General features: G+C 35.7%; 12 protein-coding genes and 1 riboswitch. Of the genes, 11 read left to right on the top strand and 1 reads right to left on the bottom strand.

The genetic code is table 11. The features are described from left to right. Nucleotides 1–12: 12 nt before the first annotated feature. A riboswitch (purine riboswitch) is annotated at nucleotides 13–110 on the bottom strand. A 188-nt stretch (nucleotides 111–298) separates the two neighbouring features. From guaA to LDX54_RS07545, 6 genes are all read left to right on the top strand, one after another. Next, nucleotides 299–1,849 carry a glutamine-hydrolyzing GMP synthase gene (guaA, locus tag LDX54_RS07565; RefSeq protein ID WP_281214425.1) on the top strand — a complete coding sequence of 517 codons (1,551 nt, stop codon included), beginning with the start codon at nucleotides 299–301 and terminating at the stop codon, nucleotides 1,847–1,849. A 271-nt stretch (nucleotides 1,850–2,120) separates the two neighbouring features. Then, nucleotides 2,121–2,243: a type IIL restriction-modification enzyme MmeI gene (locus LDX54_RS09650; RefSeq protein ID WP_348650911.1), complete on the top strand. Its 123-nt coding sequence runs from the start codon at nucleotides 2,121–2,123 to the stop codon at nucleotides 2,241–2,243. 112 nt (nucleotides 2,244–2,355) lie between these two features. Beyond that, nucleotides 2,356–3,648: an ATP-binding protein gene (locus tag LDX54_RS07560; RefSeq protein ID WP_265667557.1), complete on the top strand. Its 1,293-nt coding sequence runs from the start codon at nucleotides 2,356–2,358 to the stop codon at nucleotides 3,646–3,648. Between the two features lie 250 nt (nucleotides 3,649–3,898). Continuing rightward, the gene (budA, locus tag LDX54_RS07555; protein ID WP_265667559.1) at nucleotides 3,899–4,609 is read left to right on the top strand and encodes an acetolactate decarboxylase; all 711 of its coding nucleotides are present in this window, start codon (nucleotides 3,899–3,901) and stop codon (nucleotides 4,607–4,609) included. Nucleotides 4,610–4,961: 352 nt separating this feature from the next. Beyond that, complete coding sequence (locus tag LDX54_RS07550; RefSeq protein ID WP_265667560.1) at nucleotides 4,962–6,563, top strand: ABC transporter ATP-binding protein; 1,602 nt, start codon at nucleotides 4,962–4,964, stop codon at nucleotides 6,561–6,563. After that, on the top strand, nucleotides 6,553–8,130 hold the full coding sequence (locus LDX54_RS07545) for an ABC transporter ATP-binding protein (protein ID WP_265667561.1): 1,578 nt from the start codon (nucleotides 6,553–6,555) through the stop codon (nucleotides 8,128–8,130). Before LDX54_RS07550 ends, LDX54_RS07545 begins: the two co-directional genes overlap by 11 nt. A 43-nt stretch (nucleotides 8,131–8,173) precedes the next feature. Here the strand turns inward: LDX54_RS07545 and LDX54_RS07540 are convergent, their stop codons facing one another. Next, nucleotides 8,174–9,253: a GntR family transcriptional regulator gene (locus LDX54_RS07540; protein WP_265667562.1), complete on the bottom strand. Its 1,080-nt coding sequence runs from the start codon at nucleotides 9,251–9,253 to the stop codon at nucleotides 8,174–8,176. 381 nt (nucleotides 9,254–9,634) lie between these two features. Here LDX54_RS07540 and LDX54_RS07535 point away from each other — a divergent pair, with 381 nt between their 5' ends. From LDX54_RS07535 to LDX54_RS07515, 5 genes are read left to right on the top strand one after another with little or no spacing between them, the layout of a single operon-like run. Next, entirely contained in the window at nucleotides 9,635–11,239 is a 1,605-nt protein-coding gene (locus tag LDX54_RS07535; RefSeq protein WP_265667563.1) for an FGGY-family carbohydrate kinase, read from the top strand. Further along, nucleotides 11,240–11,968: an L-ribulose-5-phosphate 4-epimerase gene (locus LDX54_RS07530; protein WP_265667564.1), complete on the top strand. Its 729-nt coding sequence runs from the start codon at nucleotides 11,240–11,242 to the stop codon at nucleotides 11,966–11,968. A 20-nt stretch (nucleotides 11,969–11,988) separates the two neighbouring features. Beyond that, entirely contained in the window at nucleotides 11,989–12,960 is a 972-nt protein-coding gene (locus tag LDX54_RS07525) for a family 43 glycosylhydrolase (protein WP_265667565.1), read from the top strand. Between the two features lie 17 nt (nucleotides 12,961–12,977). Further along, nucleotides 12,978–14,264, top strand: a complete 1,287-nt coding sequence (locus LDX54_RS07520; protein ID WP_265667566.1) for an oligosaccharide MFS transporter — start codon at nucleotides 12,978–12,980, stop codon at nucleotides 14,262–14,264. Continuing rightward, entirely contained in the window at nucleotides 14,264–15,757 is a 1,494-nt protein-coding gene (locus LDX54_RS07515) for an alpha-N-arabinofuranosidase (RefSeq protein ID WP_265667567.1), read from the top strand. Before LDX54_RS07520 ends, LDX54_RS07515 begins: the two co-directional genes overlap by 1 nt. Nucleotides 15,758–15,760 lie beyond the last annotated feature (3 nt).

Genomic DNA, 15,760 nt, shown 5'->3' with positions numbered 1-15,760 from the left:
GTATTTTAACTACTTTAAATGCATATTATCCATAGTTCAGAATTTACGGTTCTGAGTAGAAACTGCCGACCACATTACGGCAATATATAGATTTTTATTTTGCTATTGCAAGCATTGTAACAGAGTCGCATAATATGTGCAAGATTAATTTTAAATGAAATTGCGAATTATATTCAGTAAATAGGGATAAATAATTCGCAAAATCTCTCTTTAGAGCTAAAAAATTATTGACCACTGCTGCATTTCTTAGTAAAGTTGATATAGTATGAATTTAGTGAGTAAAGGAGCTTGGATGTCGGTGAAAAAGAATATTAGTGATTTTGATGAAATTATTGTGCTGGATTTTGGTAGTCAATATAATCAACTAATCACACGCAGGCTGCGGGATTTTGGGATTTATTCCGAGTTGTTGCCCCATGATATTAGTATGGACCAAATAAGAAAGATTAATCCCAAAGGGATTATTTTTTCCGGGGGTCCTAACAGTATTTACGACCAAAATGCCTTGAAAGTAGATCCTGCAATTTTTAAATTGGGCATTCCTATCTTAGGTATTTGTTACGGGATGCAACTGATGACTTCTTATTTAAACGGTAAGGTCGAAAAAGCTGCTAATTCTGAATATGGTCGTGCCGACATCGAGGTTGAAGATACTAACTCCGTTTTATTTGCCGGATTGCCCAAAGATGAATACGTCTGGATGAGTCACGGTGATTTGGTCACAGGGGCTCCTGCTGGCTTTGAAACGGTCGCTTCAAGTAAGAATTGCCCGATTGCCGCTATTGCTAATGATCAAGCTAAAATGTATGGTATTCAATTTCATGCTGAAGTGCGGAATACCCAGTATGGTCTTGATATCTTGCGTAATTTTGCTTTTAAAGTCTGCGGCGCTAAAGCTGACTGGTCAATGACCGATTTTATTGACTTGCAAATTGCTGAAATTAGAAAAACTGTAGGTAATAAAAAAGTAATTCTGGGTTTATCTGGTGGGGTAGACTCCAGTGTTACCGCGACTCTTTTACACAAAGCAATTGGCAATCAGCTGACAGCTATTTTTGTGGATCACGGCATGTTGCGTAAAAACGAAGGCGATGAAGTAATGGCAGCCTTGAACCGTGATTTAGGCGTTAACATTATTCGGGTAAACGCTCAAGAGCGCTTTTTGAATAAACTTAAAGGTGTCACCGACCCTGAGCAAAAGCGGAAAATCATTGGTAAAGAGTTTATTGAGGTGTTTGCGGACGAAGCAAAGAAAATTAAAGATGTGGACTTTTTAGCCCAAGGCACCCTTTACACTGATGTGATTGAGAGCGGCACAAATACCGCCCAGACAATCAAGTCGCACCATAACGTTGGTGGGTTACCTAAAGATTTACACTTTAAGTTAATTGAACCCTTGCGCAAGTTATTTAAAGATGAAGTACGTGAACTGGGTGAAAAATTAGGTATTCCGCATGATTTAGTTTGGCGTCAGCCATTCCCGGGACCCGGTCTGGGCATTCGCGTTCTCGGCGAAGTAACCGAGGATAAACTCAAACTGGTGCGTGATAGTGATGCAATTTTGCGGGATGAAATTAAAAAAGCCGGTTTACAGGAAAAAATATGGCAATACTTCACCGTTTTACCTGGTATCAAATCCGTGGGCGTGATGGGTGACGGTCGCACTTACGACTATACCATTGGTATTCGTGCTGTTACATCAATTGATGGGATGACCGCTGACTTTGCTCGCTTGCCGTGGGATGTTTTACAAAAAATTTCAACGCGCATTGTCGACGAAGTGCCCAACATTAACCGCGTCGTCTACGATGTTACCAGTAAGCCACCATCAACGATTGAGTGGGAGTAAAAGGGATGATAGAACTTGAAATTTATTTCCTAATTATGTTTGTCATTACATTATGGGAAATTCACAATTCATTGCTAACAATGCAAGGTCTAAGAAAAGTGAAAGATCTTTTTTGGCGCAATTTTAAATACTTAAAAGAAAGATCGTAGAAGTATATTTGGAACAAAAGATAATGTTTTAGACTATGTTTTGCATGCTGATTTTCTAGAGCCACTACTTGAAAAAGCGGAAACTTCATATTTATTTGATGAGGTAAAGGACTGTACGAGCGATAATTAATGTACGGGCATTATATCAAGATAGTTTACTTTCTGGTCTTTATGATTCATTAATTATGCCTAAAGGACTTCTTAAGGTTCATCAAGATAATGATTGTACAGTGATGAAATCATAAGGTTTACTTGTTAAAGAAAGTGATGCCGTGGCTAATATGTTTGAATTATATAAAAAATTATCAAAGTAAGTATATATTATAAAAAGTATTATAGTTTAGATTGATATAGAAAATGTTAAATAAAAAAGATTTAATAAGAATTATTAATTTAGCACCTAATGAAAATGATCATTGGGATTTTAAACTACAATGGTATAAAAAGAATGATCGAAATAGTTTGCTTTTAGATATCATAAATATGGTTAATACGCCTCACCATGATGATTGTTATATTATTATTGGCATTGGTGATAAGACTGGAAAAATAGTAGGGATTGAAAACGATGAGGGTAGAATGAATAAACAAAATCTTCAAGACTTTTTAAGGAGCAAACCATTTGCTCAAAATTTTTATCCTTTAACTGACGTAACAACTTATAAGGTTTATAGTCATACAAAACAGGAAATGGTAGAAATTGATGTTATTACTATTTTTAATGAAAATAATGTTCCATTATATTTAGATAGAGATATTGAAGGAGAGTATAAGCTTGACAAAAATGGGAAAATTATAACAGATAATAAAGGTAAAAAAATAAAAAAGCCCAAAATAACCAGCGGATTAATTTATTCTAGAGTTAACGATTCTAACACTCCTTATGATAGGTCAACTAGTGATGCACAAATGGAATTATTATGGAAAAAAAGATTTAGGTTAGATCTTAATATTTTTTCACAGTTTAAGCACTATTTAAAAGATGCAAATAACTGGTTTTATAACGAAACAGAACATAAACCAAAGTATATTTATCAATTGAATCCAGATTTTTTAATCGAAGAAGCTAAAGACGATGAAGATGCATTTAGAGGCAAGTTTGTTTGTTGGTCACAAACTCTTATGAATATTCGTGTAGATTTTAGGATTATTAAACTTAAATATAGAGGAATTATTATTAAAGAATATGTTGCTACAGTTATGGATGGAGCAAGATTTATTGCGTGTGATCCAGAAACTACAAATATAGGGAACATAGGTCAACATATTTACTTTCATTATTATATTGAAGATTCATTGAGATATTTTGTTAATGAGATGATTGATAATGTTAGTTTTCCAAATACTGATACACGTGACTGGGAAGGCTATAATCAAATCAAAGAAAATTTAGTGTTATTTAAAAATAATTCTGAGTTTAAAAAATTTAAAACTAATTCAAAGCTACAAAGTGAGTTAGATGAAAAATTTTGTCCAAATAATGAAGATATATCTGATTTATCTAGGAAGATTAAAAATAATATGGAATATGGAGACAAACTTTGGGGTGAACCAGAAAAAATAGCAGAGCAATTTTTAGTTGAAAAACATAACGCAGAAGTTATAAATAAATATTTAGAGAATTATCGATTGCAACCGAATAAGAATTGATCATCAACATAATGAATATAGAAAGATAATATGCCAGATTAGATAACAAAGTTTCAATGAATAAGTCAACTTTAAGTAGATAACTTTAAAAGTTGATATAAAAGGAACATGCCTTATTCGTAGGGAGTAACGAAAAAAGCAATCTCAACTTATTAGATTACAGCTCATTAGTATTAAGCTAAACTATGAGTATACTATTAAGTTAAAATTGTTTTTTATTATAAGTGTATGAATTAATGGAGCAGCAGATATGACAAAAAATACATTGTTTCAACATGGGACTATGCAAATGTTGGTTGAAGGCTTGTTGGAAGGTACTTTACCGCTGTCAGAATTGTTAAAGCACGGCAATATCGGCATTGGAACGGGTGATGGCGTTGATGGTGAATTAGTTATATTAGACGGTGTCGGTTACAAAATAGATGTTAGTGGTCCAGCTGTGAAACTGCCAGATGACTTTAAAGTGACTTATGCTGACGTTAGTTTTGCGGATTATCACAAATTCAAAAGCTATCAAAATGTCGAATTGACAGAAATGCTAAAAGATGTTTTAACCAAAAATAACGCTCAAAATCAATTTTTCGCAATATTGACTAAAGGTGTTTTCCAAAAAATTCGTACAAGGTCTTCTAAAAAATCACGTAAGCCATATCCATCTCTGGGAGAAATAGCTGAAAATCAAGTGGAGTTTGAAGCTGAAAATATTTCAGGCACAATGATTACTTATTACACACCAACTGTTTTTCAAGGTGTCGGAGTTTCAGGATTTCACAATCATTTTTTGGCAGACGATTTAAGCTTTGGCGGTCACATTTTGGCAGCAACGATGAAAGATGTAGTAGTCAGCGTTCAGCCAATAGAAAACTTTGAACTGCATTTGCCAGTTGATAATCAAGAATTTTTAAATGCCAACTTAAGTGACACCAGCAACTTGGATAATGTTATTTCGAAGTCAGAATAAATTTATTAGTAAGATGAAAATAAAGAGTGTTCAACTATAGTTAAAACTATAATTGAGCATTTTTAATGACTCAAATTTTTAAAAAATAGAGTAGCTAATAATTTTGGCAATATACTTCAGAAAGTAAGAATTTGCCAAAGAAATAAAAAAGAAACTTTTAATTACTGTCATTACTGTAAACCAACAAATCAAAAATTAAATACTTTTAAACTAATTTCTTCATAGGAATTAGTTTTTTTATTTATAATCAGCCATTATATTTTGCCTGCTAAGTTGACACCTTTGCTCATTCATTTTATTATTAGATAAATTTAATAAAATTGATTTAGTATGAAATGAAAGACGCAAGTATATGACATTAAGGGGACTGATTAGCTCCAATAAACAACGAGCAATTTTTATTATCTTACTTTATTTTATTTTCGCTGTTACCGGCTCACTTGACCAATATTTTTTTCAATTCGCAGTTAACGGACTTAGTGTGGGCAACTTGCCTGTTTATATTCGCTGGCAATTAATTGAATTTATCCCGGTAGTTTGTGGTGTATTTATTCTACCTTTAGCGACTTACCTTTTTAACGCACAGATTCAGGAATATCTTGATCAATTAAGAGGGCAAATGGTAGACCATTTTTATACTGAAAACGATGCGACAGTGGCGCAAATGCAAAATTATCTGCAAAGCAATCTCGATACTTTGACCAGCGATTTTGCTCTGCCCTGGGTTAATGTTCTTAGCAATTTATTCATTATCTTGCTTTCTGTCGGCGTCCTTTTTAGCTTAAACTGGTCTTTTGTTTTACTAACTGCAATTTTTGTTCTAATAGATTTAAACTTGCCCAAAATAATGGCGCGCATGACTTCAGAGGCAAGTAGAAAAGTGATGCAAAATACTAGCGCTTTTTTAACTGGTATCGGTGAATGGATCAATGGCTTAAATGAACTGCGGCGGTATCATGCTTGGACGATCTTAAATAAAGAAATGAGCAGCTACGCTGAGAAGTTGGAAAAGTCCAAAGTCAATCAAACCAACAAAAACTGTGCTTCCAATACAATTAATGGAATTGGTAATACTTTAGGGCAAATGTCGATTGCCTTTTTAGCAGGCATCCTATTTTTAACTGGTCAAATAAAAATTGGGGCGGCATTAGCTTCGACTTCTTTTGCTTTTGGTATTTTTTCAGCTGTATCCTCTATTACAAGTGCTGCGGTCAAGATTAAGTCTACTAAAAATATTAATCAAACTACGGCTGGCCTGATTTCTAACACTAAATCAAGACAAAAAGGTTCATCTGCTCAAATTGCCCAAATTGAAATTAAAAATTTGGCGCTTAAATATCCTAATGGTCCAATAATTAAATATCCTGATTTTGTGATCAATAAGGGTGAAAAAGTTTTACTTTCAGGCGATAGCGGAACTGGCAAGTCAACACTGCTTCAAGCTCTTTTAGGTAAGATCAAGCCTTATCAAGGGCAAATTATTTTTAAAAATAATACAGGGCAGATTTTTCAACCAAATTTAAACCGGATTAGTTACATTGCTCAAGATCCGCAATTGTTTCCAGGAACAATTGCGGAAAATATCGTGATGTTTCACCAGCAGTTGTTGGATCAAGTACCTAATTTAATTAATAAAGTGCAATTGCAGAGCGACATTGCGAGATTTCCCCAAGGAACTGATACCCAAGTTGATTTGGATAAAAATAATTTATCCGGTGGTCAAAGGCAAAAGATTATCCTTGCCAGATCAGAAGTTTTCGCTGATGAAATTATTTTGCTGGACGAAGCGACAAGTGCCATTGATAGTAAAGCAACTAAGCAAATTATTACCGAGCTGATTAACACTGATAAGACCGTGATCATGATTGCCCATAATCTTAATTCTGAGGTTAAAAATATGTTTGATAAAACGATTCGGTTAGCAAGCCAGAAGGAGAACAACCATGACTTTTAAAAACTTTTTTCATTCCAATCGAATTCGTTTCATATTCATTGTGCTTTTTAGTTTCTTACAACCCTTTGTTTTAATCGGGGCATCTTACTTAAATATGTGGGAATTTACCGCCTTGCGCCAGCATGACGGTCAAGCGTGGCTGTTAATCATCATTTTTACTACATTAGCTTATCTCTCATCGTATGCTTTTGACTGGGGTTCCGAATATTTACTGACACGACAAGTTCAAGAATTTAATCACAACTTAAGAAGCAAAATAGTGAGTCACATCTATTATGATCGTAAGAATCATCAAACTTCGCAAGTTAAAAACCGCCTGACTAATGATCTTAATACGGTTAACAATCAGTCCTTTAACTTAATTCCGGTCATTTGCAATTTTCTGGGCTATGTTATTTTCTCTGTAATTGCCCTGCTAACGATGCACTGGAGTCTATTGCTACTTATCTTAATTTCGGTAGCCGTTTCCCTGATTTTGCCTAAAATAATTGAAAAGCCATTGCAAAAAGCTACGGAAAAAGTATCTCATCAAAATAGACAGTATTTGGATCTGATTGAAAAATGGTTGAGCGGTATTGCTGAATTAGAGCGTTATCTTGCTGGTGATAAATTAACCAGCGTTATGCATAAAGGTGCACGCGACTTAGAAAAAGCCAACCTCAAGCAGACACAGGAACAACAAGTTCTGTCCATTATTACCAACGGTGTTGCGCAAATTATGATCCTAATATTGTTCGTCTGGACGGGTGTTTTAATTAAAAGTGGCCTGGTTACGTTTGGTGCAATTGCAGTTATTGGTAATTTTAGTCATTATATTTCACTAGCAATCGAATACTTGCCATTCTATTTTGGTTTAATTAAGGGCACCAGAACTTTGAGAGACAAAATTACCGCAGCAACTGTACCAATAAAAACTGATGAGCAAAAGTTAGGAACACCTTATGCTTTTAGTACAAAAAATTTGGTAATTAGTTTTCCTAATGGTGAAGCTTTGAAGTTCCCTGATATCACTGTCAATTATGGTGAAAAAATTTTACTATCAGGTGATAGCGGAACAGGCAAGTCAACTTTGTTTAAACTAATTTTAGGGATTTTGTCACCGAGTTCGGGGAAAATAGCATTTAAGGATCAAGAGGGAAAAGTTATCAAGCCTGATTTAGCTAAAATCGGCTACATTGCACAGGATCCTGTTTTATTTCCCAGCACCATCAAAAACAATATTACAATGTTCAATCCCAAATTAGACTTGCTGGCCGAACCTGCAGCTCTAGCAGTAGGTTTGGGCGCAGATATTGCCAAATTTTCTCATGGCTTAAATACAGAAATAAACTTGCAAAAACTAAATGTTTCTGGCGGTCAAAGGCAAAAAATAATTCTTGCGCGCACCCAGATACATGACAGTAAAATCTTACTGATTGATGAAGGCACAAGTGCAATTGATCAGGCAGGAACCAGAGAAATCCTGCAAGAACTCCTTAAAATGCCAGGCACTGTCATTTTTATCGCCCATAATTTTGATAAAAACCTGCAACTGCTGTTTGACCGCGAGATTCATCTAAGTAAATAGCAACAGTACAAAAGCGTTAATTAAGTTTTGATTAACGCCTTTTTTATTGCTTCAGTGTAGCAACTGAATCACGCAGTTTCATCTCAGGGTGATGTACCACTGAAGTAAATTTCTTACCATTTATTAAAGCTAAAATTCCTTTGCCTGCCTCTTGACCAACGGAAGTTCTCTGATAATTCATAGTCGTCAGGCTAGGGTTTAAGTAAGCAGATGAATCGTAGTTATCGAAACCAACCACAGAAATATCTTGGGGAATTTTGATTTTTAGCTTTTTCAATTTGTCAATGACTAAAACAGCTAATTCATCATGATAACATGCTATTGCTGTAGGCGGTTCGGGACTATTTAAATACATATCAATTTTTTTACTAATAACAGAGAAAGAATCATGTGAGCTGTACATAATTAAATTACTACTTGCTAAATTAACATTATTTTCCTGATAAGCAGCGATAAAGCCCTTCATCCGTTCGACCCCTTGAAGGTCGTCAGTTTGGAAAATACCTAGAATCCGGCGGTGATTTTGTTGTAGTAAGTAAGAAATCAGTTCTTTTTCTGACTGTCTATCCGAGTTCACAATAGCAGGAAAATTAAATTCAGGGTACTCCGCATTAATGAACAACAAGGGTATTTTACTTTTTTCAATCCGGCGGTAAATATCCGCATTTTGACAAGGCTTGGCACTTTCACTGGGTTCAACGATTAAACCGGCCACTTGTGAATCAAGCATTTTAATCAAACTTGACCGTTCAGTTTGAGGATAGTTATGAGTATTAGCTAAAAGCAAAGAATAGCCCTGTGGTTGAATTTCCGAATCAATTTGAGCAATAATCTTGGGAAAAATATAATCTGCAATGTGAGTGCAAATTAATCCGATAGTTTTACTTTGCGGATTGGCTTGCCATTTTTTATTCCAATCCTGGATATACATTCCGCTTCCTTGGACTTTGTAGATTAAATGCTCATTTTGCAATTCAGTTAAGGCTTTCCTAACAGCGTAACGAGTGACCTTAAAGCGGTGCATTAACTCGTCTTCTGTGGGTAATTTTTGGTTAACTTCATAATTACCAAATGTTATTTCATTTTTAAGTGTTTCCACAACGTTTATGTAATCGCTTTTCATTGTGTAACCTCCTAAAATTCATTTGAATAAATTTTAGCTAATATTGTTAAAATCCATGCTCTTTTAATTAAAATCATAACATAGTTCAATTTTAAAAGGTAACTTATATTTATTTTTTGCTGAAATATTAGCATTTTTATAAAAAATAAAGGTATAAGTGTAAACAATAAATTTCTGCTGAAATAGCTCAATAAAAACAAATAAAAATTCTAAAATAGCTAAAATGCCGTGAAATTAAGAGTTTAGAAAGCTTAAAAATTTTCAAAAACATTCGAATGAATTTTTAAGCCTATTGAATTATTCAAATAAAAAATATATCATGAAAGTGCTTTCCGAAGAAAGCTAAGGATAGAATTCTACCGTGAGGAAAGAGGCGTTTAAATGAACATTACTAAAATTGTTCAACTCATTCAAAGGGGGCAAACAGCATTAGGAATTGAATTCGGTTCTACACAAATTAAAGCAGTTCTAATCAGTCCTGATTTTCAGCCGCTTGCTTCTGGCAGCTTTTCATGGGAAAACAGATTGCAAGATGGTATCTGGACCTATTCTCAAGCAGATATTTTGACTGGTTTAAGGCAAAGTTATGCCCAATTAGCCGCTATGGTCAGCAGTAAATTTCATGTCAAAATTGAAAGAATAGGAGCCATAGGTGTTAGTGCAATGATGCACGGCTATTTGGCCTTTGATACTAATGGCAAACTGCTAGTCCCATTTAGAACATGGCGTAACACTATTACGGAAGATGCAGCAGAAGAACTAACCAAGCTATTTAACTTTAATATTCCTTTGCGCTGGAGCATCGCTCATTTATATCATGCGATACTGCAAAACGAGCATCATGTTAAAGATATTGCTTACATCACAACTTTAGCTGGTTATGTTCACTGGAAATTATCTGGTGAAAAAAATATTGGAGTTGGGGACGCTTCAGGAATGTTTCCAATTGATAGTGATGGTCAGTTTGACCAAACATGTCTTCGCAAATTTTCCAGTTTAGAAAAGGTGAAACAGTATCCGTGGCAAATCGAAGATATTTTACCTCAAGTTTTAAAAGCTGGTGAAGTTGCAGGCTATTTAACTGAAAAAGGTGCTGCTTTACTTGACCCAACTGGTACTTTAGAAGCTGGTAGTGTTATGGCACCACCTGAAGGAGATGCTGGAACCGGCATGATTAGTACCAATAGCATTAGACGGCGTACAGGAAATATCTCTGTGGGTACATCAGAATTTTCGATGGTTGTTTTAGATAAGCCTTTGCAAAAAGTTCACAGGGACATTGATATTGTTACGACTCCTACAGGACTACCGGTGGCAATGGTTCACATAAATAACTGTTCTTCAGATATTAATGCTTGGTCGCAGGTCTTTCGCGAATTTGCAGGCAGGTTAGGTAAAAATATTAGTGCAGACGAACTATTTAGCACTTTGTTTTTAGATACTACAAAGTCAGATCCAGATGCCGGTGGCATAGTTAACTATAGCTACTTTTCAGGTGAACCAGTAACCAAAACCCAAGAAGGAAGACCTTTGCTAATTAGAACACCTAACAGTAAATTTACTTTAGCTAATCTGATGTTGGCACAGCTTTATTCAGCTTTTGCACCACTCAAGATTGGAATGGATATTTTAACTAATGAGGAGAAAGTGACAACGGATGTCATGATTGCCCAAGGCGGACTATTTAAGACGCCTGTTGTAGCTCAACAAGTTTTATCTAATGTTTTGAATATGCCAATTTCCGTTATGACTAATGCTAGTGCTGGTGGTCCTTGGGGTATGGCAATTTTAGCCCAATATGTATCATCCGGTGCTCAAGAAAAGCTGGAGGATTACTTAGATGAGAAGGTTTTTGTTGACTCGGAGATAATGACACTGAGTCCTGAACAAAAAGGAGTTACTGGGGCTGCGCAATACATTGAGCGTTACCGTTTGGCTCTATCTTTGGAAAATTCAGCGTCTATTTTGAAAGATGAGGAACGTTAAATGCTGGAGCAATTAAAAGAAGAAGTATACAAGGCTAATATGCAGTTGCCTCAATTAGGATTAGTTACTTTTACTTGGGGTAACGTTTCCGGAATTGATCGTGATCAAGGATTATTTGTCATTAAGCCTTCAGGAGTTGAATACGATAAACTAAAACCTGAGGACATGGTGGTAGTTGATTTGTCAGGCAAAGTAGTCGAAGGAAAATTGAATCCATCAAGTGATACTCCTACGCACACATATTTATACAATCATTTTCCAAAGATTGGTGGCATTGTTCATACTCATTCACCTTGGGCAGTAGCTTTTGCGGCTGCTAAGATGGATATTCCAGCACTTAACACCACACATGCCGATACTTTTTACACTGATGTTCCGGCAGCTGACGCGTTGACAAAAGAAGAAATTGCAGAAGATTACGAAGGCAATACCGGCAAAACTATCGTCCGTACGTTTGATGAGCGCCACTTAGATTATGAAGCTACTCCAGGAGCCTTAGTTAGTCAACATGGACCTTTTTGCTGGGGGCAAACACCAGCCCAGGCTGTTTATAATGCCAAGGTTTTAGAAGTTGTAGCTGAAGAAGACTATCATACGCTGCAATTGACTAGAGCAAACAGCCGGCTGCCCCAATACTTGTTAGACAAGCATTATTACCGTAAGCATGGCAAGGATGCATATTATGGTCAAAATAACGCGCAATCACAGACGCATGCAAAAAGAAGATAAAAATTTAGGAGGAAATAATTATGGAAACTAATACTTATACTAATCCCTTAATAATTCAAAGAGCGGATCCGTATATTTATAAGCATACAGACGGCTACTATTATTTTACAGCCTCTGTACCATCTTATAATCGCATTGAATTAAGAAGAGCAAGAACCCTTGAGGGACTGGCACATGCAGCTCCCAGAACTATTTGGCGTAAACATGATAGTGGAGAAATGAGCCAATTAATATGGGCACCGGAAATTCACTATATTGATAGTAAGTGGTTCATTTACTTCGCTGCAGCAGAAACAAAGGAATTAGATAAAAATGGTATGTTTCAACACAGAATGTTTTGCATCGAATGTGATGAGGCTAACCCAATTACCAAGGAAGAAAATTGGATAGAGCATGGTCAAATAAAGACTGGTATGGACAGCTTTTCATTAGACGCAACCAGTTTTGAATACAAGAATGTCTTGTATTATGTTTGGGCTCAAAAGGATCCAAATATTAAAGGAAATTCAAATATTTATATTGCTGAAATGGAAAATCCGTGGACGTTAAAGACTAAGCCTGTCATGTTAACCAAACCTGAGTATGACTGGGAGACAAAGATTTTCTGGGTAAATGAAGGACCTGCTGTAATTCATCATGGTAATAAGTTCTTCCTTACTTATTCAGCAAGCGCAACTGACGAGAACTATTGTATGGGCATGCTTGTGGCTTCAGACACAGCAGATTTGTTAGACCCTAACAGCTGGAAAAAGAGTTCAAAGCCGGTATTTCAAAGCGATTTAGCTCATCACCAATATGGACCTGGTCACAATTCATTTACCAAGGCAGAAGATGATAAGACTGATATTTTAGTTTATCACTGCAGAGATTATACCGATATTAAAGGAGATCCTTTGTACGATCCAAACCGTCATACTAAGATTCAGGCTTTCACTTGGGACGAAAATGGCATGCCTGTTTTTGGTAAACCAGTTCCATATAACTATCAGTAATAAATAGAGGAGAAAAAATGAATAGTGAAGTAAAAAAAGAAAATAAACATTTTTGGGGTTTCCCGTTTACCCATTTTAGTTACTTCTTTATTTGGGCAACTGTGAATGGTTACTTGACTCTATGGATGGAGCAAGTAGGTCATCTAAATGGCGCACAATCAGGTTTGGTGTTCTCAATGATGGCAGGAATTTCACTAATCTTCCAGCCTTTCTTTGGAGTAATCTCTGACAAATTACTTTTCAGGAAAGATTTGATACTAATTATTGGTGCAGTAGGAATTTTCATCGGGCCTTACTTCCAATGGGCTTTCATACCATTAATGAAAATTAATTCATTTTTGGTTGCCTTTGTTACCGGTGTTTTCCTCAGCTTTGTTTTAAATGGTGGTGTTAGTGTAGTTGAACAATACGTTCAGCGTGCTAGTTTGGCCAACGGCTTTGAATATTCCCACTCACGTTTAGGTGGTTCTTTAGCCGGAATTGTGGCTTCATTAGTAGCAGGTCGTCTATTTCTGTGGAAACCAGATTCAATTTTCTGGATGTGTTCTATTGCTGCCATAATTTTTGTTTGCTTGTTGTTGTTTAGCGATAAAATTAATATGGATAATGCATCAGCTGCCGGTGATACATCTAATTCATTAAATATGCAGATTGTTGGTTCTGTATTTAAGAACAAGAACTTCTGGTATTTATGTATCTTTTATGTTGGTGCATCAGCTATCTTTGATGTCTTTGATCAGCAATTCATTATCTTTTTCAAAACATTCTTTGCTACTGCAGCTCAAGGTACTTTAGTATACAGCTATATGTCATCTGCTCAAACTTTAATCGAATTTATCTTAATGTTTCCAATGCCTTGGATTATCAATAAGATTGGAGCTAAAAAGGGCTTAATTGCTTATGGCTTTTTAACTTGTATTCGTATTTTAGGTTCTGCTTTATCTCCAACTTGGGGTTGGATAGTTGTGTTTAGACTGCTTGCTGGCCTGGAAATGCCGTTGCTTTTAACATCAATCATGAAATACATCGCCGGTGCGTTTGATATTAGATTATATGCTACTGTTTATGCATTAGCTTCAAACTTTGCCAAGCAAATATCTGTTTTTATCTTTTCATCAGTAGCAGGTCATATGTATGATGGCTTTGGTTATCAACATACATATGTCATGATGGGTATCTTCGTCTTTGTTATTACTCTCTTTTCAGCATTTGCTTTAAAGAAAGAAGACCCAGTACAAGCTGGTGAAGTTGCAGAAAGTAACGCTTCAAGTAGTACCCAATCAAGTTCTGTGGAGAATAAATAATGGTTAAAGCAACTTTTAAAATAAATTCAGACAATATAATTAGTGAAATTGATCCACGTATGTGGGGCTCTTTAACTGAACAGCTAGGCCGTTGTGTATACAATGGTATTTATCAGCCAGGTCATCCTTTAGCTAATAAAGATGGTTTTCGTACTGATGTGATTGAAGCTATCAAGAAATTAAGAGTTCCCTTAGTTAGGTATCCGGGAGGAAACTTTGTTTCAGGCTATAACTGGGAAGATGGTATTGGTCCTAAAGATACAAGACCTGTCAGGCTTGATATAGCATGGAAAAGTATAGAGACTAACCAATTTGGTTTACACGAATTTTTAAATTGGTGCAAATGTATCGGTGCAGAAGCTGATATGGCTATTAATCTTGGTACCCGCGGTATAGATGCCGCTCGCAATTTGATCGAATACTGCAACTTCCCAAGTGGTACTTATTGGAGTGATTTGCGCATTAAAAACGGTCAAAAAGAACCATTCAACATTAAATTATGGAGTCTTGGTAATGAAGTGGATGGAGACTGGCAAATAGGTCATAAAAATGCCCATGAATATGGCAGATTGGCTCATGAAACAGCTAAGGCAATGAAAAGAGTTGATCCATCTATTGAATTAATAGCATGTGGAAGCTCACTTCACACTTTAGATACTTTTGGTTCATGGGAAGAGACTATTTTAGATAACGTTTATGAAGATGTAGACTACTTATCACTTCATCAATATTATGACGATAATGAGCACGATATTAAAAAATTCCTTTCGTCCTCGGTTGATTTGGATAGTTTTATTAGTGAAGTTGTTTCAATTTGTGATGCTGTTAAAGCGCGTAAGCACATGGATAAAACCATGTATTTGGCTATGGATGAATGGAACGTTTCGTATCATTCAAAAGAAAGTGATGCCAAACAAAAGCCATGGCAAGTAGCACCACATTTGTTAGAAGATCACTATACGTTTGCTGACGCGCTTGTTGTAGGTTCACTGGCTCTAACTTTATTAAAGCACGCAGACAGGATTAAGATTGGCTGCTTGGCACAACTAGTAAATGTTATTGCCCCAATTATGACTAATAATGAAGGAAATCCTTCTGTTTGGTATCAATCAATCTTTTACCCATTTATGCAAATTTCAAACTTTGCACAAGGCGAGTCACTTAAGGTTGATAGTAAAGTAGAAAACTATACGGTAGTAAACAGAGACGTACCGTATCTCAGTTCAGCTGCAGCAGTCAACAAAGCAACAAATGAAATAGTCTTATTTATTGAAAATAAGGCTGATGAACCAGCACAGTTTGAATATCAACTCTGCAATTTTCCAAATGTCAGCTTAAAAAAAGCAACTCAATTTGCAGGGTATGATCTTGACGCAACAAATGAAAATCAATTAATGCATATTTCAGATTTAAAAGATGTTGCTATCGACAATAATACTGTGAAAGGAAAACTCGACGCATATTCATGGAATATGATTCGTTTAAGTCTTTAATTA

This window comes from Lactobacillus sp. IBH004, assembly GCF_026185255.2.
GTDB classification, from domain to species: Bacteria; Bacillota; Bacilli; order Lactobacillales; family Lactobacillaceae; genus Lactobacillus; species Lactobacillus melliventris.
This window is presented reverse-complemented; position numbering and strand designations above follow the sequence as displayed.

Excerpts from the sequence above, each read along its gene's own strand:
- LDX54_RS07550 (WP_265667560.1), top strand. The coding sequence starts at position 4,962 with ATGACATTAAGGGGACTGATTAGCTCCAATAAACAACGAGCAATTTTT.
- LDX54_RS07530 (WP_265667564.1), top strand. The coding sequence starts at position 11,240 with ATGCTGGAGCAATTAAAAGAAGAAGTATACAAGGCTAATATGCAGTTG.
- LDX54_RS07520 (WP_265667566.1), top strand. The coding sequence starts at position 12,978 with ATGAATAGTGAAGTAAAAAAAGAAAATAAACATTTTTGGGGTTTCCCG.
- LDX54_RS07560 (WP_265667557.1), top strand. The coding sequence starts at position 2,356 with ATGTTAAATAAAAAAGATTTAATAAGAATTATTAATTTAGCACCTAAT.
- budA (WP_265667559.1), top strand. The coding sequence starts at position 3,899 with ATGACAAAAAATACATTGTTTCAACATGGGACTATGCAAATGTTGGTT.
- LDX54_RS07525 (WP_265667565.1), top strand. The coding sequence starts at position 11,989 with ATGGAAACTAATACTTATACTAATCCCTTAATAATTCAAAGAGCGGAT.
- LDX54_RS07535 (WP_265667563.1), top strand. The coding sequence starts at position 9,635 with ATGAACATTACTAAAATTGTTCAACTCATTCAAAGGGGGCAAACAGCA.
- LDX54_RS07540 (WP_265667562.1), bottom strand. The coding sequence starts at position 9,253 with ATGAAAAGCGATTACATAAACGTTGTGGAAACACTTAAAAATGAAATA.
- LDX54_RS07545 (WP_265667561.1), top strand. The coding sequence starts at position 6,553 with ATGACTTTTAAAAACTTTTTTCATTCCAATCGAATTCGTTTCATATTC.
- LDX54_RS07515 (WP_265667567.1), top strand. The coding sequence starts at position 14,264 with ATGGTTAAAGCAACTTTTAAAATAAATTCAGACAATATAATTAGTGAA.